The organism is Acinetobacter sp. X9 (genome assembly GCF_054889255.1).
Genome location: NZ_CM142679.1, coordinates 554,878 through 579,330 on the forward strand (window position 1 = coordinate 554,878; position 24,453 = coordinate 579,330).

Annotated in this window: 21 protein-coding genes and 1 tRNA gene; 9 read left to right on the forward strand and 13 right to left on the reverse strand. The window is 38.8% G+C overall.

Annotation, left to right across the window (positions count from 1 at the left end; all coding sequences use genetic code 11):
- Positions 1 to 3: 3 nt before the first annotated feature.
- From secF to queA, 7 genes are all read right to left on the reverse strand, one after another.
- Positions 4 to 969: a protein translocase subunit SecF gene (gene secF, locus ACYU0V_RS02810; RefSeq protein WP_014207646.1), complete on the reverse strand. Its 966-nt coding sequence runs from the start codon at positions 967 to 969 to the stop codon at positions 4 to 6.
- A gap of 8 nt (positions 970 to 977) precedes the next feature.
- Positions 978 to 2,879: a protein translocase subunit SecD gene (gene secD, locus ACYU0V_RS02815; protein ID WP_002116237.1), complete on the reverse strand. Its 1,902-nt coding sequence runs from the start codon at positions 2,877 to 2,879 to the stop codon at positions 978 to 980.
- Positions 2,880 to 2,930: 51 nt separating this feature from the next.
- On the reverse strand, positions 2,931 to 3,260 hold the full coding sequence (yajC, locus tag ACYU0V_RS02820; protein ID WP_002116168.1) for a preprotein translocase subunit YajC: 330 nt from the start codon (positions 3,258 to 3,260) through the stop codon (positions 2,931 to 2,933).
- Between the two features lie 97 nt (positions 3,261 to 3,357).
- A complete protein-coding gene (gene tgt, locus ACYU0V_RS02825; RefSeq protein ID WP_002116306.1) occupies positions 3,358 to 4,491 on the reverse strand; it encodes a tRNA guanosine(34) transglycosylase Tgt in 1,134 nt (377 codons plus the stop codon).
- A 152-nt stretch (positions 4,492 to 4,643) separates the two neighbouring features.
- Positions 4,644 to 5,213, reverse strand: coding sequence for a LemA family protein (locus ACYU0V_RS02830; protein WP_046813346.1), 570 nt, complete (start codon positions 5,211 to 5,213; stop codon positions 4,644 to 4,646).
- 85 nt (positions 5,214 to 5,298) lie between these two features.
- A complete protein-coding gene (locus ACYU0V_RS02835) occupies positions 5,299 to 6,327 on the reverse strand; it encodes a hypothetical protein (protein ID WP_461848947.1) in 1,029 nt (342 codons plus the stop codon).
- A gap of 231 nt (positions 6,328 to 6,558) precedes the next feature.
- Positions 6,559 to 7,596: a tRNA preQ1(34) S-adenosylmethionine ribosyltransferase-isomerase QueA gene (queA, locus tag ACYU0V_RS02840; protein ID WP_057076415.1), complete on the reverse strand. Its 1,038-nt coding sequence runs from the start codon at positions 7,594 to 7,596 to the stop codon at positions 6,559 to 6,561.
- 182 nt (positions 7,597 to 7,778) lie between these two features.
- On the opposite strand from queA, the gene ACYU0V_RS02845 reads away from it, so the two are divergent.
- The 9 genes from ACYU0V_RS02845 (at position 7,779) to ACYU0V_RS02885 (ending at position 17,998) form a co-directional block, all read left to right on the forward strand.
- Positions 7,779 to 7,865, forward strand: a tRNA-Leu gene (locus ACYU0V_RS02845).
- 522 nt (positions 7,866 to 8,387) lie between these two features.
- Positions 8,388 to 9,659 (forward strand): sensor histidine kinase, encoded by a 1,272-nt coding sequence (locus tag ACYU0V_RS02850; RefSeq protein WP_461848950.1) that lies wholly within the window; start codon positions 8,388 to 8,390, stop codon positions 9,657 to 9,659.
- A gap of 67 nt (positions 9,660 to 9,726) precedes the next feature.
- Positions 9,727 to 12,477: a bifunctional [glutamate--ammonia ligase]-adenylyl-L-tyrosine phosphorylase/[glutamate--ammonia-ligase] adenylyltransferase gene (gene glnE, locus ACYU0V_RS02855; protein ID WP_461848952.1), complete on the forward strand. Its 2,751-nt coding sequence runs from the start codon at positions 9,727 to 9,729 to the stop codon at positions 12,475 to 12,477.
- Between the two features lie 24 nt (positions 12,478 to 12,501).
- A complete protein-coding gene (locus tag ACYU0V_RS02860; RefSeq protein WP_004705670.1) occupies positions 12,502 to 13,428 on the forward strand; it encodes a branched-chain amino acid transaminase in 927 nt (308 codons plus the stop codon).
- A gap of 69 nt (positions 13,429 to 13,497) precedes the next feature.
- Positions 13,498 to 14,388, forward strand: a complete 891-nt coding sequence (locus ACYU0V_RS02865; protein WP_282463567.1) for a mitochondrial fission ELM1 family protein — start codon at positions 13,498 to 13,500, stop codon at positions 14,386 to 14,388.
- A gap of 22 nt (positions 14,389 to 14,410) precedes the next feature.
- Positions 14,411 to 15,439 carry a glycosyltransferase family protein gene (locus tag ACYU0V_RS02870; RefSeq protein ID WP_167563034.1) on the forward strand — a complete coding sequence of 343 codons (1,029 nt, stop codon included), beginning with the start codon at positions 14,411 to 14,413 and terminating at the stop codon, positions 15,437 to 15,439.
- Positions 15,436 to 16,191, forward strand: a complete 756-nt coding sequence (locus ACYU0V_RS02875) for a polysaccharide deacetylase family protein (protein WP_461848955.1) — start codon at positions 15,436 to 15,438, stop codon at positions 16,189 to 16,191. Before ACYU0V_RS02870 ends, ACYU0V_RS02875 begins: the two co-directional genes overlap by 4 nt.
- Entirely contained in the window at positions 16,188 to 16,952 is a 765-nt protein-coding gene (locus tag ACYU0V_RS02880; RefSeq protein ID WP_461848957.1) for a glycosyltransferase family 2 protein, read from the forward strand. Before ACYU0V_RS02875 ends, ACYU0V_RS02880 begins: the two co-directional genes overlap by 4 nt.
- Positions 16,953 to 16,963: 11 nt before the next feature.
- Positions 16,964 to 17,998 (forward strand): glycosyltransferase, encoded by a 1,035-nt coding sequence (locus ACYU0V_RS02885; protein WP_417890396.1) that lies wholly within the window; start codon positions 16,964 to 16,966, stop codon positions 17,996 to 17,998.
- Here the strand turns inward: ACYU0V_RS02885 and ACYU0V_RS02890 are convergent.
- The 6 genes from ACYU0V_RS02890 to ACYU0V_RS02915 all read right to left on the reverse strand — a co-directional run bounded on the left by ACYU0V_RS02890 (position 17,995) and on the right by ACYU0V_RS02915 (position 24,416).
- On the reverse strand, positions 17,995 to 18,888 hold the full coding sequence (locus ACYU0V_RS02890) for a glucosamine inositolphosphorylceramide transferase family protein (RefSeq protein ID WP_213689296.1): 894 nt from the start codon (positions 18,886 to 18,888) through the stop codon (positions 17,995 to 17,997). The two genes, ACYU0V_RS02885 and ACYU0V_RS02890, sit on opposite strands and share 4 nt — an antisense overlap.
- Before the next feature lie 36 nt (positions 18,889 to 18,924).
- Positions 18,925 to 20,031 (reverse strand): glycosyltransferase, encoded by a 1,107-nt coding sequence (locus ACYU0V_RS02895; RefSeq protein ID WP_213689297.1) that lies wholly within the window; start codon positions 20,029 to 20,031, stop codon positions 18,925 to 18,927.
- Position 20,032: 1 nt separating this feature from the next.
- Positions 20,033 to 20,878, reverse strand: a complete 846-nt coding sequence (locus tag ACYU0V_RS02900; protein WP_063099596.1) for a glycosyltransferase family 25 protein — start codon at positions 20,876 to 20,878, stop codon at positions 20,033 to 20,035.
- A 450-nt stretch (positions 20,879 to 21,328) separates the two neighbouring features.
- Entirely contained in the window at positions 21,329 to 21,547 is a 219-nt protein-coding gene (locus ACYU0V_RS02905) for a hypothetical protein (RefSeq protein WP_063099595.1), read from the reverse strand.
- 149 nt (positions 21,548 to 21,696) lie between these two features.
- A complete protein-coding gene (gene aspS / locus ACYU0V_RS02910) occupies positions 21,697 to 23,481 on the reverse strand; it encodes an aspartate--tRNA ligase (protein WP_005064200.1) in 1,785 nt (594 codons plus the stop codon).
- Between the two features lie 170 nt (positions 23,482 to 23,651).
- Entirely contained in the window at positions 23,652 to 24,416 is a 765-nt protein-coding gene (locus ACYU0V_RS02915) for a DUF4184 family protein (protein ID WP_461848961.1), read from the reverse strand.
- Between the last annotated feature and the right edge of the window lie 37 nt (positions 24,417 to 24,453).

Sequence of the window (24,453 nt, forward strand, 5' to 3'; positions counted from 1 at the left end):
AGCTTAAGGAATTTCATCCTCAAATTCAGGTTTAACCTGAACGATGAAGTCTTGGCGGTTAAGACCACGCCATAATGCAAATGCAGTACCGATATAAATCGAAGAATAAGTACCGACAAATACACCAACAAACATTGCCACAGAGAACCAGTGTAGACCATCGCCACCTAAGAACATCATCGCTAGAACAACCAGCAATAACGTCATTGATGTATGAATGGTACGACGTAAAGTCTCAGTTAACGCAATATCAACGATTTCACGAGGAGTCGCACCGCGAATTTTACGGAAATTTTCACGGATACGGTCTGACACTACAATGTTATCGTTAAGCGAGAAACCAATAACAGCAAGTACCGCAGCTAACACTGTAAGGTCAAATGGCCATTGGAATAATGCAAAAGCACCAATAATAATGATGATGTCGTGGAATAAAGACATTACCGCACCCATCGCGAGTTTAAACTCAAAGCGGATGGTCACGTAGATCAACATTAAGATAAGTGCAAGTGCAACTGCACCAGCAGAACGAACATAGAGTTCGTTACCAACTTGACCACCAACAGAGTCCACTTTATGAACTTCGGCAGCATTATTTGGCAACTGCACTGCTTTAGTAATCGCATTATTAAGGTCTTCAACCTTAACTTCTTGTACTGGCATGCGCACAAGTAAGTCTTTATTACTACCTAAAGTTTGTACTACAGCATCTTTAAAACCAGCTTTATCGAGTGCCTGAATAACTTCAGATTGATTGGCTGGTTGAGCATAGTTAAGCTCAGCTGAAACACCACCGGTAAAGTCTAAACCGAGGTTAAGACCTTTAGTCGCAATAAAGAAAATACTTGCCAAAGTAATAAGGATCGAGAAGATCGCCGCAGGTTTGGCAATCTTCATGAACGGGATGATTTTTGCATCATCCGGACGACCATATTGTTTTGAATCTTGTTGAGTCACTTTAGTCATCATCGATCTCCTTAAATGCTCAACTTTTTCAAATTACGACGTTTGCCATAAATGATTTGTACGATTGCACGAGTTACTGTAATTGCAGTAAACATCGAACAAATAATACCGATCATTAATGTCACGGCGAAACCTTTGATTGGGCCTGTACCAATTGCAAACAGAATGAATGCAACGAGGAACGTGGTTAAGTTCGAGTCAAAAATGGTGTTATAGGCTCGATCATAACCGGCCACAATGGCCTGTTTGGGTGAGGCCCCCCAGAGCATTTCTTCTCGGATACGCTCACATATCAATACGTTCGCATCGACCGCCATACCAATGGTAATAACGATACCGGCAATACCCGGTAAGGTGAGGGAAGCTCCAATCCATGACATCACGGTTAAAATCATTGCCAAGTTAAACACAAGAGCAAAGTTCGCGATTAAACCGAATACACGGAAGAAAACCACCATCCAGATTGCAACGAGCAAGAAGCCGATTTGAGTAGACAATACACCTTTATCAATGTTTTCTTGACCAAGGCTTGGACCTACTACACGCTCTTCAACAAAGTACATTGGCGCAGCCAAAGCACCAGCACGAAGCATTAATGCAAGTTCAGATGCTTCTTGAGGAGAACTTAAACCAGTAATACGGAAAGTCGAACCTAAAACAGCTTGAACTGTTGCAGCGTTAATGACTACAGACTCAGTGTATGGCGTACGAACTTCTGTTTGTGCACCAGTTTTTGGATCTGTGACATAGTTAATTTTTTGCTTGTTCTCGATGAACAATACCGCCATGCGTTTACCAACTGCATTACGGGTTGCATCGGACATTAGCTTACCGCCAGCACTGTCGAGCGTAATATTTACTTCGGCACCGCCAGAGTCCTGACTAAAGCCAGAGCTTGCATTTTGAACACGCTCACCAGTCAAGATTCGGTTACGTTGCAACAAGAGTTGACGGCCGCTATCTAAAGACTCATAAGCAAAAACTTCTGTACCCGGAGGTAAAGGTTGACCATTATATTTACCCGTATATGGATCGATATATTGATCATTTAAGTCAGAAACTAAACGGAATTCGAGGTTCGCAGTACGCCCTAAAACACGTTTAGCTTCAGCTGTATCTTGTACACCCGGTAATTCAACAACAATACGGTTGCTACCCTGACTTTGTACCAATGCTTCTGCAACACCAAGTTCGTTAATACGATTACGTAATGTTGTTAAGTTCTGATTTACCGCATATGACTGAATTTCTTGGCGACGTACATCGGTATAAGTAAGCTTTAAAGTAGAACCTGTAGAGCTTGCTAATGCCTGTTGGGTATATTCATTCCCATTACGACGTAAAAAATCCATTGCTGCATCACGGTCAGCATTGTCAGCAAATTGAACAGTGATCACATTATTCGTTAATGCAAGACTGTTAAATTTGATCTTGTTTTCACGGAACTGACGACGCAAATCGGTGGCAGAGGTTTCCATACGTTGGGCAACGGCTTTGTCCATATCTACTTCAAGCAAGAAGTGGACACCACCACGTAAGTCCAAACCAAGTTTCATTGGTTTTGCCCCAATCTTTTGCAGCCATTCCGGTGTGGTTGGTGCAAGGTTTAGGGCGACAACATATTCATCACCTAAGTCACGACGTAATACTTCTTTTGCCTTTAACTGCGCTTCAGATGAACTAACACGCAATAGGGCAGCATTATTTGTAAAAGTATTGTCATGGCTCGCAATATTTGCTGTTTTTAAAATTTGCTCTGCTTTTTTCACCACACTTTGATCAATTTGGGTACCAGCTTTGGCACCGGAAATTTGAACAGCGGGCTCATCCGGATATAGACTAGGCAGTGCGTATAATGTACTGATTACCAGAACAACCAGAATCAGTAAATATTTCCATGCAGGGTAACGCATTCGCTTTCTTCTTAAATGAAAAAGCCGTGCTAAAGCACGACTGTTTTATGATTAAAGGTTATTTAGAGTGCCTTCAGGTAATACTGAAATTACGCTGGCACGCTGAATTTTTACTTCTACACCACGGCTAAGTTCAACAACTGCATAGTCACCTTCAATTTTGGTTACTTTGCCCATTAAACCACCAGCGAAAACAACTTCACTACCAACACCTAAGCTCTCGATCAAAGAACGGTGTTCTTTAGCACGTTTTGCTTGAGGGCGCCAAATTAAGAAATAAAAGATTGCAACGAATACGACAATCATTAAGATGTTTGGCAAAATACCATTAGTTGGGCCAGCTGCCGGTGCTGCATGAGCAGCAGAAATTAAAAAGCTCATTTTGATTTCCTAAAGTTAAAAATATGAGTCAGATAACTGACATAATCCTAATTCGTTTTGCAATTTACCTTGTCTTGAGGTTGAGCGCAAATCTGGCTTATTCATCAACCGGACATGGTGGAACTTCTAAACCACGACGGGCATAAAAGTCCTGAACAAATTCGTCAAATGTGCCATTGTCTAATGCATCACGCATACCTTCAGTCAAACGTTGGTAATAACGTAAGTTATGAATAGTACCGAGCATAGACGCCAACATTTCTCCACATTTTTCAAGGTGGAATAGATAAGCACGGGTAAAGTTCTTACAAGTGTAACAATCGCAATGTGGATCGAGCGGGCTCTGATCATGGCGATATTTACTATTACGAATACGTACCAGACCATCAGTGACAAAATAATGACCGTTTCGAGCATTACGAGTCGGCATTACACAGTCAAACATATCGACACCGCGGCGCACTGCTTCAACGATATCTTCTGGTTTACCAACGCCCATTAAATAACGTGGTTTGTCATGTGGCATTTTATTTGGTAGATAATCTAAAACTTTGATCATCTCTTCTTTAGGTTCACCTACCGATAAACCGCCAATTGCATAGCCGTCAAATCCGATTTCAAGTAAGCCATTTAAAGACTCATCGCGTAAGTCTTCATACATACCGCCCTGAATAATGCCAAATAGAGCATTGTGATTTTTGAGCTCATCATGATGATGGGTTTTACAACGTTTTGCCCAGCGTAAAGAAAGCTGCAATGATTTTTGAGCTTCTTCATGTGTCGCAGGGTAAGGTGTACATTCATCAAAAATCATAACGATGTCAGAGTTCAAGACCTGCTGAATTTCCATAGAAATTTCAGGAGATAAAAATACTTTTGAACCATCAATCGGGGAGCGGAAAGTAACACCTTCCTCTTTGATTTTGCGCATTGCGCCAAGACTAAAAACTTGGAAACCGCCAGAGTCAGTCAAAATTGGCTTATTCCATTTAATAAAGTCATGTAAACCACCGTGTTCTTTAATCACTTCAAGACCCGGACGCAAATATAAATGGAACGTATTTCCTAAAATAATTTGTGCCTGAATGTCTTCGATGTCACGAGGTAACATGCCTTTGACTGTGCCGTAAGTCCCCACTGGCATAAAAACAGGTGTTTCAACAACACCATGCTCTAAAGTTAAACGACCACGACGGGCGCGCCCCGACTGACCTAATTTTTCAAACTTCATCTAAAAATCCTGAACACGAGCAGAGGCGAAGAAACAGTTCGCTGCTAAAAAGAGGGCTATTTTCCTTGATTCTGCGACGTAGTTCTACTACTAAATGTAGCTGGTTATAAAATAGATAAATTTCCGATAACTTGGAGACTATTTTCTTCATATTAAAAATTAGGTTTATAGTCAAAATTCTCATTAACAAGATTATCCTTAAAAGGACGAATCGCTTTCTTGGATAAAGTTAAAGTGTTAATAAGATTATTAGGGAATACTTCAATCTGGTTGTTGAACAGCTCGACATTGCGGTTAAAAATGCTAATTGCTGCACCAACATTTTCATTCTGTTCCTGAATGTCATCCATCATTTTGCTATAGAGTGAATCAGCTTTAAGCTCTGGATAATTTTCAACAACAACGTTTAAGCTTCGAATAAGTTCTTGGCTCATTTTCTCGATCTGTTGTAGCTGAGAAATATCAGTGTTATTCACATTTAAATTAAGAATTTGCTGACGTAATTCAGTGACTTTTTCCAATGTCGATTTTTCAAACTGAGTATATTGATTGAGCGTTGATTCGAGAGATTCCAAGGTCTTTACTTTTTGACGCTCGAAATTGGCAACTTCAGCCCAAGCTCTTTTAGTCGCATTAAAGTAACGTACGATGGTGTTACGGATGTGAACGCCCCAGACAATCAGTACGACGAATATCCCCAAGAAAATAAATAAACCTGTCATTTTCACTCCTCTTATTTTTATTCTCTCATTGAGCCTTTTAACTTCTTATTTTTTGATAAGTTGCCAGTTCAGCGCTACGAGAGATTTATTTAATTAAATTAAGCATTAATTGCTGAAATTTTTCATATTGCGGCATAGTCATGGTACGTAAGTGTCCACGTAATGTTGAAACATCATGAATTTCAATTTGCTTGCTGGTGGTCTGAAAAAGATCTTGTTCACCGAGATAACACAAAATTTGCTCTTCATGATGATAAATTAAATCACCTTTAAAGTGCTGAAAAAAATCATTTAATTTTAAAGTTAAACTCGGACTGACTTCTTTGGCTAACTGGTGTTGATTAACCCCGAAAATATTAAGTTCTTGGTTAATTAAAATATCGCTACTTTGCCATTTACTGCTGTAGGGAGTAAAAAAACGAGAACGTTGGTTACTTATAGCAATACCTAATGCAGGCATTTGAAATATAAAAGCGCCCCATAGATCTCTATGGATCTCTTTAACTATTTTTTTATCACTATCTTGATTTTGAAGAATGGGTAAATTATTTACATAGTGATATTTGAACAGCAGAACTTGATGTTCCGTAATGCCATCATCCCACGTAGTGGAAGCAAACTGAGTAATTTCATTAGATTTATTACCCCGATTAAACAGTGGAAAGTGTTGCTTTAATTTGCTTATGACTAAAATTGGTTGAGATTGAATAGGAAGATAGGCCGGTAACTGTTGAAACCGTAATCCATAACGTAAAGTGGTGATACGTTCTTCTAAATAGTGAATGACTTCGCTTAGAGGTTTTTGCGGTTCATAGAGCAAATAGGCCAGAAAACCAGTTAAAAATGCCCATAAGAGGATCAAAATATATTGAATATGAGGATGAAAAAAGTATCCAAATAATAAAGTCGTAATACTGCAAATACCTAACAAATACGGTAATACATTAACAAAACGAAGGTTAGGATCTTCACGCCATGGATGTAACGCATTTAAGAGCTCTTGATCTGTTTGTGACTTTTGTCCAGCATCCCAAAGTCGAGCAATATTGCGAAAAACCTGTGTATTTTTCTTACGTCTTATATGCAGAGCTTCTTGTAAGGTATCAATTGGCATGGAAGTAATGAGGTCATTATCATAAAGTGCTATTTTTAGATTATCTTTTAAATTGAATGAGATAAATACTAAATATTCCTAAATTTGGAATTTTTCTTTAAAAAAATGATGCCTGAGTTTTATCGATAAAGTTTTGCAACTCACAGAGCTAAATTCATTATTTTTTATTGTAAAAATTTGAGCTGGGTTAAACCTTGAATTAATTTATAGGGTTTAACCCAGCTTTAATTTTTAAACTTCTAGCTTATCAATCAGCATTGCATCACCATAGCTAAAGAAACGATAGCGGCTTTTAACTGCATGTTCATAGGCAGCTAAAATGTTGTCTCGATTTGAAAGTGCTGACACCAACATGAGTAGAGTAGACTCTGGTAAATGGAAGTTAGTAATTAAACGGTCTACGATGCAGAACTCATAACCTGGATAGATAAAGATTTGCGTGTCGCCAGTCCAAGCTGCAATTTTACCGCCATGAGCTTGAGCTGCACTTTCTAAAGCACGTGTCGCAGTTGTACCAATCGCAATTACTTTATTGCCGCGTGCTTTAGTCGCCAAAATTAAATCAATGGTTTCTTGAGGTACATCACACCATTCACTGTGCATGACATGATTGGTAATGTCATCAGTACGAACAGGCATGAAGGTGCCAGCACCGACGTGTAAAGTCACAAAAGATTTTTGAACATTTTTTTGCTCTAACTTTGCTAGTAACTCTTCGTCAAAGTGCAAGCTCGCAGTAGGAGCGGCCACACTGGCAATTTTTTCAGGATTATGGAAAACAGTTTGATAGCGTTCAGTGTCAATTTCTTCTGCTTCACGATTAAAGTAAGGCGGAATAGGTAACTGACCATATTGCTCAAGTACAGGCAAGATGTGCTGTGAAAACTCAACCACAAATAAGTTTTCGTGACGGCCACGTACAATCACAGGAATATTATCTGCACCGACGAAAAGCTCAGCACCTGCTTTAGGTGAGTTGCTAGATTTGATATGACAATACGCTGTTGTGTGGTTTAGCATACGCTCAACTAAAATCTCAATCGCACCGCCTGTAGAGCGTTTTCCTTTAAGTCGAGCTTTCATGACTTTGGTGTCATTAAGCACCAACAAATCACCTTCTTCGAACAGATCGATAATGTCTGTGAACATGTGATCGTGATATTGACCCTTTGAATCTAAGTGCAACAACCGCGAAGCACTACGTGATTCGAGAGGGTAACGGGCAATAAGTTCATCAGGTAATTCAAAGGAAAAGTCAGACAGTTGCATATTTGAGAAAAAACACCACAAAAATTGGGCCTAGTATAAACTTTTTCGCTTTTTTATGGCTGTGCTTCTGACCTAAATCATGAAAAATGTTTAAATGATCTAAAAGTGAACGATAATATTCACTTAGGGTTTGACAAGTTTTACAAACGCGCTAATATACGCAACACAAACATACTTCCTCTCCCGAGGTGGTGAAATTGGTAGACGCGGCGGACTCAAAATCCGCTGTCAGAGATGACGTGTCGGTTCGAGTCCGACCCTCGGGACCATATTCAGAATCTTATGATTCTACGAAAACCCCTAAGTTAACGGCTTAGGGGTTTTTTGTTAGGTATAAAAAGTGGATAGAGCTTAAGAAATTATGAAATGAGTATTTGATCTCGAGGGTCGGACTCGAATTTCTAGCTATAAATTTAGAGCTTATAAAAATCTTTCATTTTTAAGCTCAAGAAGTTCTTGTTTAAATACCAAACACGTTTGATAAAAGCGGAACTGAGTAAGAATCTAACCTCGTGCTCAAAATAATATTTTTTGACCATCTTTTACGAGTATTCTGAACTCGCATTTCTAACATCTTACAACTGTTTACCTTCAAATATTTGTTGTATTTTCCTCAAGCATACCCACTTTATGTATCTGGAAACCTTTAATTGAAACTTCACATTTCTATTTTGAAAAGAACGTTGCTCTTTTAATGTACTGTGTTAAAGTTTGTAGTAGATCATAATGATTATAAGTACATTTCTTGAGAGCGGTTCCGACCAAAAACGACATAATCTGTGAGGCGGGCAATGACATTCCAACGTTTAGAACTAAATCAGGTTGAGCAGTTAAGTGCTTGTAGGATATCCCTGTTGCTTGGATTAAATGCCGAGCAGAACTACATCGAGCAATTTTTCCGGTTTAGTCTTCGTCTTTTGAATTGTAAAAAAGCCTTATTGACTTTTAATCAGGAACCCTACTTTTGGCACCGTTGCCCTGAAGGCATGACCGCCATTTCATTTAAACCATCAAAGCATTTAAAACAGTGCTTCGCCAAACAACAGACCATTAATCACTTACATCCCTCATATCAAAATTTAATCAACTATTTAAAAGAATTAAATATTGAGTGCAGTAGGGCACTGGCCGTGCATCTTCTACACCCTGATAAAACCTCGATGGGTTTTGCTGTCTTTTTTGATGACGATGCGGCAACGTTTGAAGATGATGATATTCAATTATTGCTCGATTATTGTTCTATTTTTATGCAGCAGGTCGAGTTGAAGTTTAACTATGAAGAGTTAAACGAGCTCTATGAACAACAAGTTGCTATTAATTCGAGTAAGACAAAATTTTTCTCGATTATCTCACATGACTTACGTGCACCCTTTCATGGCTTGCTTGGATTTTCTGAAGTACTCGCCAAAGAGCGTGAAACTTTAGATGAATCTAGTATTCAAAATATTGCAGATTATTTGTACGACACCTCACAATCGACCTATAACTTGCTTGAAAGCTTACTAACATGGGCAATGGCTGAGGGCGGGCGTTTTGTTTATCACCCAATTAATTTTAAGCTTAGACAAGTCAGCAATATCGTTTGCGATGTACTGCACACATTAGCTTTAAAGAAAAATATTGAACTGGTGAATGGTGTTCCGGATGATTTAAACATCTACGCCGATATCAATATGATGACCTCTGTAATTCAAAACTTGGTGTCAAATGCGCTGAAATTTACCGACGTTGATGGATCGGGCAAAGTCTTTATTGAAGCTCGACAAGCGGATGCAAATGTAGAAATTACTGTTCGAGACACAGGTCTAGGCATGACCGAGCAACAAATGGCAAATTTATTCCATCCACGTATTACTGCTAGCTTTAAAGGCACTGCAGGGGAAAAAGGTGCTGGTTTAGGTTTGAGTCTTTGCAAGCGTTTTGTCGAGATTAATCAGGGGCAAATTACTGTTGATTCTAAAGAAGGGGTAGGAACGACATTTAAAGTTCTATTACCTTCAGCTCAAGAAAGTCATGAAGTACATACCGAACATCATTCTTCATCAGAAGCAAAATTAGTCTAATCCCTTTTCCTACCACTACTCGAACTGCTATAACTAAAAACAGAGTACGAGGAAAAGAGCTTTTTATATGAATGCGGAGCAGTTACAAAAAACATTGCGTGCCAGTCAGTACGCGGAACAAGTTTTAGGTTTGCATCAAGCTGTTTTAGAACAAGATTATCAAATAGATCAATTTACTGCACCGCTCTCGACCGAACAGATTTACCAGTTTGTACAGACCACGCTAGATGGGATTGGTGATGAAACGCTTTGGATGCGCGGAATGCGCATTTTACGTAGCCGTTTAATGTTCCGCTGGATTTGGCAGGATGCCAATCAATTGACCGATGTTGTCACACTCACTCGTGAACTTTCTGATTTTGCCGATGCCAGTATTTGTGCAGCAAAAGATTTTGCGCGTGTAGCACTTGTGGCGAAACACGGTGAACCTGTGAGTTACTCTGGCAAAGTTCAAGATTTGATTGTTGTTGCCATGGGTAAGCTTGGTGCTCAAGAGCTTAACTTATCAAGTGATATCGACTTAATTTTTGCCTTTGATGAGCAAGGTGAAACCAAAGGTCGCAAATGTATTGATGTACAGCAGTTCTGTATTTTGTGGGGACAAAAACTCATTTATTTGCTTGAACACATTACTGCCGATGGTTTTGTATTTCGAGTTGATATGCGCTTGCGTCCTTGGGGAGACGGTTCGGCACTAGCGATTAGTCATGCAGCTTTAGAAAAATATTTAAGTCAACATGGCCGTGAGTGGGAACGTTATGCATGGATTAAAGCGCGCGTTGTCACTGGGGGAAAAGAAGGACAAGACTTATTGGAAATGACACGTCCTTTTGTATTCCGCCGTTATGTCGATTACACTGCTTTTGCTGCCATGCGTGATATGAAAGCGATGATTGAGCGCGAAGTCTTACGTCGTCATATTGAGGATGATATTAAACTCGGAGCGGGTGGTATTCGTGAAATTGAGTTTATTGTTCAGGTCTTTCAGCTTATTTATGGCGGGTCTAAACGTGAGTTACAAGACCGTCAATGTTTAGTTAGTCTTGAGCACATTGGGGAAGCTGGCTTATTAGAAAAACAAGCTGTATTAGAACTTGAAGATGCTTACCTATTTTTACGCCGTGTTGAACATGCAATTCAAGCTCTCAACGATCAGCAAACCCAATTATTACCAGAAGAATTGGACTTAAGACAACGCATTATTGATACCTTAGGTTTTGCTAGCTGGAATGAGTTTCTTGATGTTCTTAATGAGAAACGTCAAAAGGTAAAAGTTCAATTTAAGCAGCTCATTGAAGATACCAGCTCTAATGCAGCAACTGAAAATTTCGGACAGTTAGAGCAGCAGTTAGATGAAGTGTTGGATGACAATGCGAGAAATCTGATTCATGAGTTTTGGCATGGTCATGCACTTAAGAAACTCCCTTCAAATGCTGTGCAGCGTTTAAAAACCTTCTGGCCTCATTTAATTGAAGCCATCTTGCAATCAGAACAACCACAAACTGCACTGTTGCGCTTAATGCCACTGATTGAATCAGTCATGCGTCGAACCGTGTATTTGGTGATGTTGATTGAAAGTAAGGGGGCACTGCAACGCTTAGTGAAAATGGCGACGGTGAGTCCGTGGATTTGTGAAGAGCTAACGCAATATCCAGTACTGCTGGATGAGTTCTTATCGATGGATTTTGAGTTACCAAAACGTAAGGACTTAGAAGACTCATTACGTCAGCAATTGCTTCGTATTGAGATTGATCAGGTCGAAGATCAGATGCGAGCACTTCGCCTGTTTAAAAAGAGCAATGTACTCACTGTTGCGGCAAGTGATGTCTTAGCTGAAAGCCCATTAATGAAAGTATCTGATGCATTAACTGATATTGCTGAAGTGAGTGTTAATGCAACCCTACATTTAGCTTATCAGACAGTGGCGAAGCGTCATGGGTACCCAAAGGACGTTGATGGGAAACGCTGCTCACTCGACTATAAAGCTTTTGCTGTCATTGGGTATGGCAAAGTGGGGGGGATTGAACTGGGCTATGGTTCTGACTTAGACCTTGTCTTTATTCACTATCTAGATGAACAAGCAGATACTGATGGAACGAAGTCAATTAGTGGCTTTGAGTTTGCTATGCGTGTCGCTCAAAAGTTTATGTCACTCATGACTACTCAAACCCTTGATGGCCGTGTCTATGAAATTGATACACGCTTAAGACCTTCAGGTGAGGCAGGTTTACTGGTAACGAGTCTGAAAGCCTATGAGCACTATCAGTTGAAAAGTGCATGGCTTTGGGAGCATCAGGCATTAGTTCGAGCACGCTCTATTGCTGGCGATGAAGCGCTCTGCCAGAAATTTGAAATATTTCGCCGCGAGATATTGACTCAATCTAGAGATGAGGCTTATGTTCGTGAAGAAGTGTTGAAAATGCGTCAGAAAATGAAAGACCACCTAGGTTCGTCTTCTGAACAAAAAAAACATGGTATTTTTCATTTAAAACAGGACGCAGGTGGTATCGTCGATATCGAATTTATGGCACAGTATGCTGTACTTGCATGGAGCGGGACGAAACCCGATCTCGCCCATTATTCTGATAATGTAAGAATATTAGAAGATGCTGCTAAAGCAGACTGCTTATCCAGTGAAGATGCCACAGCATTAATTCGAGCCTATCTTAGTGAACGTGCCGAAAGCCACCGTTTAGCCCTTGCAAATCAATCCATGCAAGTCAGCGCAGCGGACTGGCGTAGTACCCGTGCGGTCGTTTGCAATTTATGGCAAAGATTAATAGACCCAACCGCTTCGGTTGAGTTGGATAGTGAATGATTTTATAACAATTTGGAGTGTTCCATGAATTTGGCTGATCGTGATGGTTTTATTTGGCAAGATGGAAAATTAATTGATTGGCGTGATGCAAAGATTCACGTTTTAACCCATACATTACACTACAGTATGGGCGTATTTGAGGGTGTTCGTGCTTATGAAACGCCTAAAGGTACTGCTATTTTCCGTCTTCAAGACCACACAAAACGTTTGTTAAATTCAGCAAAAATTTATCAAATGAAAGTGCCGTATGATCAAGCAACGCTTGAACAAGCACAAATTGATGTTGTTCGTGAAAATAAATTAGCTTCTTGCTATTTACGCCCGTTGATCTGGATCGGTTCAGAGAAATTAGGTATTGCAGCAACAAATAACACAATTCATGCTGCTGTTGCTGCGTGGGCGTGGGGTGCATACCTTGGTGATGAAGCGATGGCGAAAGGTATTCGCGTAAAAACTTCATCATTTACTCACCATCATCCAAACGTGACTATGTGTAAAGCAAAAGCATCTGGTAACTACACGTTGTCAATTCTTGCTCACCAAGAAGTTGCACACTCTGGTTATGATGAAGCAATGCTCATGGACCCACAAGGTTATGTATGCCAAGGTTCAGGTGAAAACGTATTCTTGATTAAAGATGGCGTTTTACACACTCCAGATATCGCTGGCGGTGCACTTGACGGTATTACACGTCAAACTGTGATGACAATCGCTAGAGATCTTGGTTATCAAGTTGTTGAGCGCCGTATTACACGTGACGAATTCTATATCGCAGACGAAGCATTCTTCACAGGTACTGCTGCCGAAGTAACACCAATTCGTGAATACGATGACCGTCCAATCGGTTCGGGTACTCGTGGCCCAATTACCACTGAAATCCAAAAAACTTACTTTGATGCGGTTCAAGGTAGAAATCCGAAATATGAACACTGGTTAACTTACGTAAAATAAGTTAATCCGTTAACATAAAAAGGCGAACTTCGGTTTCGCCTTTTTTATTTTTTGGCTTAGGGAGCTTCTATGCATATTGTCTATGTGTCTGATGGTAAGGCAGGACACCGCTCACAAGCATTAGGCTTGTTTCAGGCAATGCAAAGACAACAGCCAGAAACAACTTTTGAAGAGGTCCTAATTTCTGATTTACCTATTATTTCTTTAATTCAGGCACTTTTCTCTTCAAAAAAGTCCTTATTTAAACAAGTGCCTGACTTTGTATTTGGCGTAGGAAGTCACACTCATTTTCGTGTTTGGTTACTCGGTAGAATTTTCAAAAAGGCCAAAACGATTATTTTAATGAAGCCAAGTTTACCTATTGGTTGCTTTGATTATGCTGTTATTCCAGAACATGACGGTATTCATGCCGATAGCCATGTGATTGTCACACGTGGTGCATTAAACCCCATCCGTAATGAAAATCGCCATCAAACCGCGAGAGTTTTAATCGCTTTAGGTGGTTCATCTAAACGACATCAATGGAACCAGAATAAAGTATTAACCAGTGTTCAAAAAATTGTTGAGAATAATCCAGATGCTGAAATTATTCTGACCACTTCACGTCGAACCCCAGCAGAGTTTGTCGATATTTTAAGGCAGCAAAGTTTTGCCCAGCATTTACACATATTTCCAGTTGATCAAACACCCCAAGGCTGGATTTTCGAAGAAATGCAAAAAGCAGAAGCAGTTTGGGTGACAGAAGACAGCGTCTCTATGATTTTTGAGGCACTTACTGCGGGTTGTCGAGTCGGGGTGATGGCAATGGATCGTTTGAAAGACGACCGGATTACGCACTCAGTTGATCAAATGTTAGAATCAAAATTAATTTCACAGCAGACTTGTGTTGTACAGTTACCACAACCTTATGCTTTTAAAGAAGCAGACCGTGTGGCAACATATCTTTTATCAAAAAATTAAATTTTTTATTTTGAGTAAATAAATGAAAATATTGCATATTGCAAATTTTGGCTTTAATAAACAAGGCGCCCATTTTTACTGCACAGACCGTAAAATTTCTGCCGGATTAATTGAAAATGGCCATTTCGTTTATGATTTTAGTTTTCGCGATATGGCTCGAATGGGTACCATTTTTAAAACAAAAAAACTGGGTGCCAATTGGGCTAATAAAGAAGTACTAAAAGTCGTCAATAATATTGAACCTGACTTGGTACTGATTGGACATAGTGACTTAATGAGTCCAGATGTTCTAAGACAAATTAAAGAATCTTATCCAAATACTAAAATTGCATTTTGGTATGTTGATCCGCTTTATCTTGAAAACAAACTCGACTTTGTTAAAGCATTCTCTCCGTATTTAGATGCTATTTTCTGTACAACAGGTGGTGAATATCTACAAAAGTTAAAACAGCCTCATTTAAGTGTGGCCTACTTGCCAAATGTGGGGCATCGTAATGTAGAAACACTACAGCAATTTTCAAATGCTAATACGGATAAGACCTTTATTTTTTGTGGTGTGGTTTATAAAGAACCTGAGCGTGAGAAGTTCTTAAAGGACTTGGCAGATGCTTTACAACAAGGCGATGTGAACTATCAATATTATGGTTGTTTTGAACAACCTGGTGTTTATGGTAAAGCGTATTATAAAGTTCTGTCTGAAACAAAAATGGGACTTAATTACTCACGTCGTAATGATGTAACCTTATATAGCTCTGATCGTATTGTTCAGCTCACTGGTAATGGTTTACTTACCTTTAGCCCAAGAATTCCGGGCTTTGAGAAGCTCTATACTGAGCAGGAAGTGGTTTACTTTGATGATCAGTTTGACTTGGCCAAGAAGATCCAATTCTTTGATCAAAATCCAGAGCAGGCTGAAAAAATAGCGAAAGAAGGCTGGGAGAAAACACGTAAATCTTTCAATGCTAAGCGCATCACCCAGTTTATGGTTGAGGTGACATTTAAGCAGCCCCTTTCAGAAGATTATGAATGGTCACATGAGGTTTATGCATGATGTGGTTTTTGTACGTTGCGGTAGGCCTATTAGTACTTGCTGCACTGTTATATGTGCTGGGTAATTATACATTCTGGCTTCCGTTCCGTTCGAACAAATTACCACGGATTGTCATGTTGCATCAGGTTACCCCTAAAGATGCGGCCTCTGGCATGAATATGCCTCCTGAAAAGTTTGAACAACTCTTACAGTTGTTGACGCGTAAAGGAGCTACTTTTTGTTTTGTTTCCGAGCTTGAGCAATATCGTAATCAAAAGAAAGTGGTTGCTTTAAGTTTTGATGATGGATTTATGGATAATTATCTTTATGCCTATCCATTACTTAAAAAATATAATACAAAGGCAACCATTTATTTGGCAACGCAAATTGAAGGAATTGAAAAGCTAACTCATGAGCAAATCCATGAAATGGCGAATTCTGGTTTGATTGAATTTGGTGCGCACACGCAACATCATGTGAACTTACTTAAGCTTGATGATCAAACTGCTTACGATGAGATGCTTCAGTCTAAGCGTGATGTTGAAGCATTAGTTGGAAAGTGCCCGAGTTTTGCTTATCCATTTGGTCGATTTAATGAAAAGCACCAGAAAATGGCTCAAGAGATTGGCTTTAAAAACGCAGTATCGACTCGTAAAAAAATCGAAGCGTATGAAGTAGATAACCAATTTAATATTCCACGTGTCAGCACGCATGGCGCCATGAATGCTTTACAGATGCGTATCGCCCTTGCTAAAGGACGTTATAAGTTATGAATAAAATTCCATGTAGTGTCTATATTGTCACTTTAAATTGTGGTGCTTGGTTAGAGCGAACATTAGAAAGTGTCAGTGAGTTTGATGAAGTCATTATTTTAGACTCTGGCAGTACTGATAATACTTATGAAATTGCTCAGCGCTTCAAAAATACGCAAATCTCTCATCAAGACTGGCAAGGTTATGCTGGACAAAAAAGTTTGGCTTTAGCAAAGTGCCGAAATGATTGGGTACTCAATCTAGATGGCGATGAAGTCTTATCTAACGAGTTAAAACAAGAAATTGTTGAGACCATTCAGCAAAACAAGCTTGATGCTTTAATTACACCGATTAATGATGTGTTTTTAGGTGTTCCCAACAGCAAACATACTAAAAAGCATGCGAAGGTACGTTTTTTTCGCAAGTCTAAAGGGCATTATGATCTTGCTAATAAAGTTCATGAAAATGTGATTGTAGATGGTGAATCTCAGCGTGCTCAACATGATATTTATCATTATGGCGAGTCGAGCATTTTCATTAAAGTCGAAAAAAATAACCAATATTCCAATTTAAAAGCATTAGAGAAATACCAAAAAGGAAAGTCTCCAAGTGTTGCAAAATTGGTTTTGGTAATGCCAGTGACTTTCATGAAGTCTTATTTTATTCGCCGTAGTTTCTTAAATGGTTGGCGTGGTTTCGTAAATAGTATGATTAACGCGTTTTATGCTTTTTTAAAAGAAGCCAAGCTTTTTGAACAGACAATGAATAAAGATAAAAAATAAGTAGGCAAGCTATGAAAATTGTTCAGGTATTGGCAACGAGTGGTGGAATTGGTGGTTTAGAGCAGCACACTTTTAACCTTGTTAATGAGCTTGCTTTAAATCATGAAGTACATGTGATTGCTCATCCTTGCTATGTAGACAAGTTTAGCCAACAAGTACATTTTCATGATGTCGATTTTGCACGTAGCCGTTGGAATATTTTTTTACTTTGGCAACTTAAAAATCTTATTCAACAAATCCAACCCGCCATTGTTCATGCACAAGCTGGAAAGGCTGCTGAGCTGATTGCCCGAATTAAGCCATTTTTATCTGGCCCAAAGTTTGTAACGACTGTTCATGGTACTAAAAAGAATAAATCCGCTTATTTAGCTGGTGATGCGGTTATTGCAGTGAGCCAAGCACTCACGCAAGGTATTCCTGAGTCAAAAGCACACGTGGTTTATAACGGTGTATATCCTCAACCCGTACTTACAGTTGAAAATAAAGAAAAGTTACTTCAATCGATTCAAAAAGATTTTGCTGAGCTAGACACAAGCAAAAAAGTTGTTATGTGTATTGGGCGTCTAGAACCCGTAAAAAATATCAGTTTATTGATTGAGTCGATGCAACAGATTGATGCCAATTTATGGATTGTTGGCGATGGCTCACTTCGAGCAAGTTTAGAAAAACAAGTCAGTGAATTAAACATGCAAGATCGGGTCGCTTTTCTTGGGTTTAGAACTGATGCGCGTGATCTGGTGCAACTGGCTGATATTGTAGTTTTATCGTCAGACCGTGAAGGTTTTCCACTCGTCATGGTCGAAGCTTTACAGGCTGATAAAGCAATGGCTTCAACCAAAGTAAACGGTGTGATTGAGTGGTTGCCAGAGCAATATCTAGCAGAAATTGGAGATGCACAAGGTTTAGCAAAAGCGATTGAATATGCACTGCAACCTGAGGCTCAAAACAACTTTGGCCCTTTATATGCAAAAGCCAAGGCTGAACTGACTGTACCAGCCATGGCTGAGCAGACGCTTAATATTTATAAAGGCCTGCTAAAAACTTAATTATTTTTGGGTGTAAGGCGGATGGCATCAAGTACTACGAAGTTATCTTCGACATTAATGGTATGGCAACCGTCATCAGCCTGATTCCAATCTGGTAAAACGACTTCTAGTAATTTTTCTTCATAAGCTATTGGGCTAAGCTGAGTAATCGCTTTTAATTCGATATTGCCGCCATATCGCTTTAAAGAATCTTGGCTTGGTCGAACCAGTTGCCCTTTATAAATAAAAGGTTTGCCTGCCATACGGAACTGCTGACTGCCTCGGCACACTGGGTTCATTGGGTGCTCTTGCCAGTTCGGATTTAAAATATCTTCGGTAAAGAACAGGTCTAAACGGTCACCAAATTTCTTACAATCACGACGCGTTGAGGTAAAAAGATACCATAAGCCCTCATGGTAAAAAGGGGTGCTATCGACTGCTTCAATATTTTCAATAAGGTTGGAATGCTTTTCCCATTTCAGCGGAAACTCAGTACATTTCCAAAGTTCGATGGTTTTATTGGCTGATGTTTCTGGGACCATATACCAAGTGTTATCTATTTTAAATACGCAAGGGTATGAGAGGTGGTAATCGAGTTTTAAAATGGTTTCAGGTGGAGTGTAAGTGCCATCCTTAAAGACTTCTAAAACCGAAAGAAAGCCTACCGGATGCTGGTCATCGACTTCTTCAAAAAAAATGAAATGACGGCCATTTTCATAAGCATAAAAGCTGTCTGCAAATGTAAACTTTCTAGGGGAGTGGATTTCAAATAGGTCTTTTAATTGGTCTTTATTATTTAGGGATTCACCCAGCCAACCAAAGCGGATATACCAATGTGGATCAAATTTTTTATTTTGCTGATTCTGCAGGTGTTTGTACCATTTTTTGAGAATTATACGAGAGATAGACATGATGAATTACTCAAATCAAAGGTTAAATAGTGGAGGTTATAGTTCTTCAAAGGCTTTAACCATTTCTGAGATATTTAAGCGTTGTATGTCTTGTGCTCGAATCTCGTAGGGATGCGTGACCACTTGATAAAGTCGTTGAGACAAAGCTTGCATATCATTTAAAGTCACTAGCCCTTGAATAAGTTCTCCAGAGGACAGTTGGTGCTCTACACCTTCACTACAATTATAAGCAACAACGGGTGTATTTAGAATTAATGCTTCAGCAATCGTGAGTCCGAAACCTTCTGAGCGTGAAGTCAAAATTAGACTATTACTTTGCTGAATAAACTGATTAGGCTGAGTTTGCCAGCCTAAAAAATCAATACGGTTAGTCAATCCTAAGGTTTCAGTAAGGCGAATTAATTCATCTAATAAAGGTCCATCACCGACTATTGCCATACGTCCGGTTAGACCACTTTCAGCAAAAGCTTTTATTGCGACATCTGGTTGTTTTTCTTCAGATAAACGTCCGACAAAAATTGTATTCCATTTTTTTATAGTGACATTTTTATCATCTGGTAAGTTACTCTTGAGTCGTTTGACATTAATACCATTATGAATGACTTTTACTGTAGTCTCTTGAATATGCTGTTGAATAAGATTTTTAATATCTTGATTAACAACAATAAGTTGTTTCCCTTTAAACAAGTAATTACAGGATTTTTTACATTGCGTAAACTTCTTCAGTGCTTCTAAATACTTAAAGAAACCTAAATTTTGTTTTCGTACTAAACCTAATGTATCACCATGTACCCAAAACCAAACATTCCCTGTCAGAATCGGTGATAACCAAAAAGCATGTGAATGACCAGCAATAATAGTATCTGGTGCTAAGTCATTAATGATTTGTATTAGTTCAGCTTGTTGCTCTAAAGGAACACTTTTTAACTTATTTTTTTTGATACTACCTCGCATAAAAGCTGGTGTTATATCGAATTTGATTAGATTCAAGTCTTCAGGATAGGTTGTGCGAATATTGTTTGAATCTAATAACAAGACTGTCACATCATGACCTTTTTCTTTAAGCGCGACAGCAGTATCAATACATATTTGTTCTGCACCGCCACCATATAAATGATCTTGAATAAAAAGGTATTTTTTCATATTAATCCTTGCTCTTATTATCGACTGACATATTCAAGCTATTATTATGTGCTGCGATAAAAGCAGAAAGACGAATAATTTTTTTAAATAAAAATAAAGAAATAATACGAGAAACGAGGTCATTACGAATCTTTCGATAATTTTTCTTAAACCGATTTGGTTTTTTCATAAAATTCTGGCGATCGGATGCAATCGAACTAGGAATTTCATCATCATGTTCAAAACAGAAATAAAATGGCACAGTATTATGTTTTTGTAATAAATATTTCCAGTCATCAATATAGGTTAATCGCTTGATTTGTTTCTCAATAAATATACGAGCTTGTTCTCTAGTGAGGGAGTAGGCAAAAGTAGCGGTATATAGGTCTTTAGGGCCACTCATATTAAAATATAATCGATCTTGACTAGTATAACCTCGAATTCGGCGTCTAGAGGGTTGTGAATGACCACCTAAGAATGCAAAAGAGGGATTGGTTTCAATGAGAGAAATCAGTTTTTCATGAATTTGATTAAAATTAAAAATCACATCATCTTCGATAATAATGATGCGATCATGTTGCATATAGTCTCCTTGAGCATGACGCTGCCATAGAATCATATGACTCAAGAAGCAACCGATTTCACTCGGACCTAAAGCATGATCACACAAGCCTGAAAATTGACGACGCATATCAATAAGGGAAAGGTATTCAGGCGGAAGTTTTTTTCCATATACAGCTTCAAAAAACTGAAAATCAATTTGAATATCGGATACAACTTGTTTAAGGGATTGTATTTGATGAGATATGTTGTCTTGTCTTGCTTTGCTATCTTTTAAAGACACGCATAAGATTAAGATTTTCTTCATATAGATATTCACAACATAATGATAGCAACTGCTATTCTATAAGTTTTGCCCTTGAAATTAAAAGACATAGCCAGTAAGGAAAATTTTGATTTTCTTTATTTAATGTCTAGTTACTGAGAATAATATTGATCTACATCGTTAATTTTAGTCATTGAGATACTTTGGCAATTGGATAGAAACAAACAATAAAACGTCATAGAATACAGTCCTTAGCATTAATTAAATTTAATTTTTATAAATGCTAGGGAGTAAAGAATATATGAAGTTTTTACTCAAGTACGGTGAAGCATAATTGATAATTCGATATATTTTGTGGTATTCAAATGCTGTAACTTAAGTGGGGGTTATCTTTTATAAATTGCAGTACTATGAGCAGCAAAAAAATAAAATAGAAGATTAAGCCACCAGTAAAATCATAATATCGGTTAAAACCAGTGGCGAGCCATGTTGTTAAGGTTGGTCGGCATTTCCTTTAAGTACCATATAAATTAGTGCAACAAAAATCAGTAAAGCACCAACCAAGCTACTTACACAGAAAAATAAAATACGTTGATTTGTAGTCATATTAAATAATTCATTTGCAAGAATATAGCGCATGAAAAACCATTGTGCGAGGGAGAATACAATCACGACTAAAGCATGTCGACGTACATCAGGGCGCATAGCCATAAAGCTGTCCTCTAAATTAAAAGCTCTTTATTATGCCACTGACCTGCTTATTCGCAAAGCATAGCTTAGATAAGTCGAATATATAGCTGAAATTTCCCAGTAAAAAAACCCTGCATAAGCAGGGTTTTTTAATTTGAAAATCTAAAAAATTATTTAGATTCTTCAGCTTTTGGCTTTTCACGTAAGCGGATGCCCAAGTCACGAAGCTGGTTTGCTTCAACAGGAGCAGGTGCTTGAGTAAGTGGACATTCAGCAGTCTTAGTTTTAGGGAATGCGATAACGTCACGAATTGAAGTCGCGCCAGTCATAAGCATAACTAAACGGTCAAGACCAAATGCCAAACCACCGTGAGGAGGAGCACCATAACGAAGCGCGTTAAGTAAGAAGCTGAATTTCTCTTCTGCTTCTTCATCAGAAATACCAAGCGCTTCAAAAATCGCTTTTTGCATTTCTAATGTGTAAATACGAAGTGAACCACCACCAACTTCAGTACCGTTCAATACCATGTCGTAAGCAACAGAAAGTGCTTCACCTGGATTGCTCTTCACGTCTTCTACGCTAGATTTAGGAAGCGTGAATGGGTGGTGAACAGAAGTCCATTTACCATCGTCAGTTTCTTCAAACATTGGGAAGTCAACAACCCAAAGTGGAGCCCACTCACAAGTTGAAAGGTTCAAGTCGTGACCAATCTTGACACGAAGCGCACCCATTGCATCATTTACAACTTTAGCTTTATCAGCACCGAAGAATACGATATCGCCATCTTGTGCGCCAACACGTTCCAACAGCTCAAGTACAATCGGTTCAATGAATTTCACGATTGGAGATTGAAGACCTTCAATTCCTTTAGCGAGTTCATTAACTTTAATGTACGCTAAACCTTTAGCACCATAGATGCCAACGAATTTGGTGTATTCATCGATTGCACTACGTGGCAATGAAGCTGCACCAGGAACACGTAAAGCAACAATACGGCCTTTAGGGTCTTTTGCAGGGCCAGCAAATACTTTGAACTCTACTTCTTGCATTAAGTCTGCAACGTCAACGAGTTTCAACGGAATACGCAAATCTGGTTTGTCAGATGCATAGTCACGCATTGCTTCGCTATATGGCATACGGCGGAATTTTTCAAATTTTACGCCAAGCAAGTCGTTAAATAGTTTAACAGTCATGCCTTCCATCAAATCCATGATTTCATCGTCATTTAAGAACGATGTTTCAATGTCGATTTGAGTAAATTCTGGCTGACGGTCAGCACGTAAGTCTTCATCACGGAAACATTTCGCGATTTGGTAGTAACGATCAATACCACCAACCATCAATAATTGTTTAAACAATTGCGGTGATTGTGGAAGTGCGTAGAAGCTACCATTTTGTACACGACTTGGTACTAAATAGTCACGTGCACCTTCAGGAGTTGCACGAGTTAAAATCGGAGTTTCAACGTCTAAGAAACCGTGATCGTCTAAATAATTACGGATCAAGTTAGTTACTTTAGAACGGAAACGTAAGCGATCTAACATTTCTGGACGACGGATGTCCAAGAAACGATATTTTAAACGGTGTTCTTCTGACACGTTAATCGTGTCATCATTTAACGGGAATGGCGGAGTTTCAGAAGCAGCAAGAACTTCGATTTCTTTGCCTAAAACTTCGATTTGACCACTCACCATATTTTGGTTTTCAGTACCTTCATAACGGCGACGAACACGACCTGTAATTTTTAATACATATTCAGAACGTGCTTTATCTGCTGTTGCAAATGCTTCTGGAGTATCTGGGTCAATAACCACTTGAACGAGACCATCACGGTCACGCATATCAAGGAAAATAACACCGCCATGGTCACGGCGACGATGTACCCAACCGCATAGTGTAACGGTCTGGTCGATTTGGGCTTCAGTTAAAGAGCCACAGTAATGAGTTCGCATCATGATGAAGATTATCCAAACTATATTGGCTGAAAGGACGGATGCGTAAACCGCGCACCGTCAAAAAAGTAAGTTTTCGATTATGCCTTGTTGGATGGTTTGTCACAAGAACTAGATCAAAAAACCGCAGAAATTAACCTGAAAATGAGCAATTTGGCAGCGATTTTAGTTATTCATCCCATTCTTTGTTGTCGATCTAAAATCAGGAATAGTAAGCATCCTAAGCTAAAGGTACTTAACCAACCTTGCATAAATTCATTAATAGAGCGGCCCGTAAAATAATACGTATCGGCATGCCAAACTTCATGAGGAATGTAGCGGGCATAATCCCAAAAAGAAAATAGACCTAACAATGTAGATAAAATCAACAGACACCATGCGAAAATTTTAATTTTATAGTTTACTCTCCAGTGTTGTTTATAGCGCTGATAATAATGAATACACATCCAAACAATAAAAGGTAAGGCAAGAGCAGAGGAACCTAACTGCAAAAGACGATGTAAGGGGTATGGATGTCCTAAAAGGTGAATATTTGTTGCTAATACATCTTTAAATATAAAGGTGCGAAAGTCCGAGTGTGTTAAGCCATCCCAAATTAAATGTGTTGCAATTCCTAAAGTAAGTGCGAGTAATGTCCCAATCAAAAATAAAAAAATATGTTTTAAAGAGTTGAGGCCAAGATCATGCTGAATGCCGAAAAAACGGTAAATTACAGGCCGATATAGAAAATACCAAATAGCACAAAAAACGAGACCTAAAGTAAGGTTGGGATAAATCAGGCCTTTCCATTGATGTGTCAGCATACTGGATTGAACTGTAAATAAGCGGTAAAGATCGGGTGTCATACTGCCAATTGCTAACGCAGCAATTGGCAAAGTGTTTCGGCTAAGCTTTGAAAGAGGAGGCGCTATAACGGCATGAGAGATCGTAAAAGGCATAGGAAATCGGAATTTACTCACATCATTTAATTGGCCA

Excerpts from the sequence above, each read along its gene's own strand:
- ACYU0V_RS02865 (WP_282463567.1), top strand. The coding sequence starts at position 13,498 with ATGCATATTGTCTATGTGTCTGATGGTAAGGCAGGACACCGCTCACAA.
- secD (WP_002116237.1), bottom strand. The coding sequence starts at position 2,879 with ATGCGTTACCCTGCATGGAAATATTTACTGATTCTGGTTGTTCTGGTA.
- ACYU0V_RS02850 (WP_461848950.1), top strand. The coding sequence starts at position 8,388 with ATGACATTCCAACGTTTAGAACTAAATCAGGTTGAGCAGTTAAGTGCT.
- ACYU0V_RS02830 (WP_046813346.1), bottom strand. The coding sequence starts at position 5,213 with ATGACAGGTTTATTTATTTTCTTGGGGATATTCGTCGTACTGATTGTC.
- ACYU0V_RS02885 (WP_417890396.1), top strand. The coding sequence starts at position 16,964 with ATGAAAATTGTTCAGGTATTGGCAACGAGTGGTGGAATTGGTGGTTTA.
- tgt (WP_002116306.1), bottom strand. The coding sequence starts at position 4,491 with ATGAAGTTTGAAAAATTAGGTCAGTCGGGGCGCGCCCGTCGTGGTCGT.
- ACYU0V_RS02870 (WP_167563034.1), top strand. The coding sequence starts at position 14,411 with ATGAAAATATTGCATATTGCAAATTTTGGCTTTAATAAACAAGGCGCC.
- ACYU0V_RS02895 (WP_213689297.1), bottom strand. The coding sequence starts at position 20,031 with ATGAAAAAATACCTTTTTATTCAAGATCATTTATATGGTGGCGGTGCA.
- ACYU0V_RS02860 (WP_004705670.1), top strand. The coding sequence starts at position 12,502 with ATGAATTTGGCTGATCGTGATGGTTTTATTTGGCAAGATGGAAAATTA.
- ACYU0V_RS02915 (WP_461848961.1), bottom strand. The coding sequence starts at position 24,416 with ATGCCTTTTACGATCTCTCATGCCGTTATAGCGCCTCCTCTTTCAAAG.
- ACYU0V_RS02880 (WP_461848957.1), top strand. The coding sequence starts at position 16,188 with ATGAATAAAATTCCATGTAGTGTCTATATTGTCACTTTAAATTGTGGT.
- aspS (WP_005064200.1), bottom strand. The coding sequence starts at position 23,481 with ATGATGCGAACTCATTACTGTGGCTCTTTAACTGAAGCCCAAATCGAC.
- queA (WP_057076415.1), bottom strand. The coding sequence starts at position 7,596 with ATGCAACTGTCTGACTTTTCCTTTGAATTACCTGATGAACTTATTGCC.
- ACYU0V_RS02900 (WP_063099596.1), bottom strand. The coding sequence starts at position 20,878 with ATGAAGAAAATCTTAATCTTATGCGTGTCTTTAAAAGATAGCAAAGCA.
- ACYU0V_RS02905 (WP_063099595.1), bottom strand. The coding sequence starts at position 21,547 with ATGGCTATGCGCCCTGATGTACGTCGACATGCTTTAGTCGTGATTGTA.
- secF (WP_014207646.1), bottom strand. The coding sequence starts at position 969 with ATGATGACTAAAGTGACTCAACAAGATTCAAAACAATATGGTCGTCCG.
- ACYU0V_RS02875 (WP_461848955.1), top strand. The coding sequence starts at position 15,436 with ATGATGTGGTTTTTGTACGTTGCGGTAGGCCTATTAGTACTTGCTGCA.
- ACYU0V_RS02890 (WP_213689296.1), bottom strand. The coding sequence starts at position 18,888 with ATGTCTATCTCTCGTATAATTCTCAAAAAATGGTACAAACACCTGCAG.
- ACYU0V_RS02835 (WP_461848947.1), bottom strand. The coding sequence starts at position 6,327 with ATGCCAATTGATACCTTACAAGAAGCTCTGCATATAAGACGTAAGAAA.
- yajC (WP_002116168.1), bottom strand. The coding sequence starts at position 3,260 with ATGAGCTTTTTAATTTCTGCTGCTCATGCAGCACCGGCAGCTGGCCCA.
- glnE (WP_461848952.1), top strand. The coding sequence starts at position 9,727 with ATGAATGCGGAGCAGTTACAAAAAACATTGCGTGCCAGTCAGTACGCG.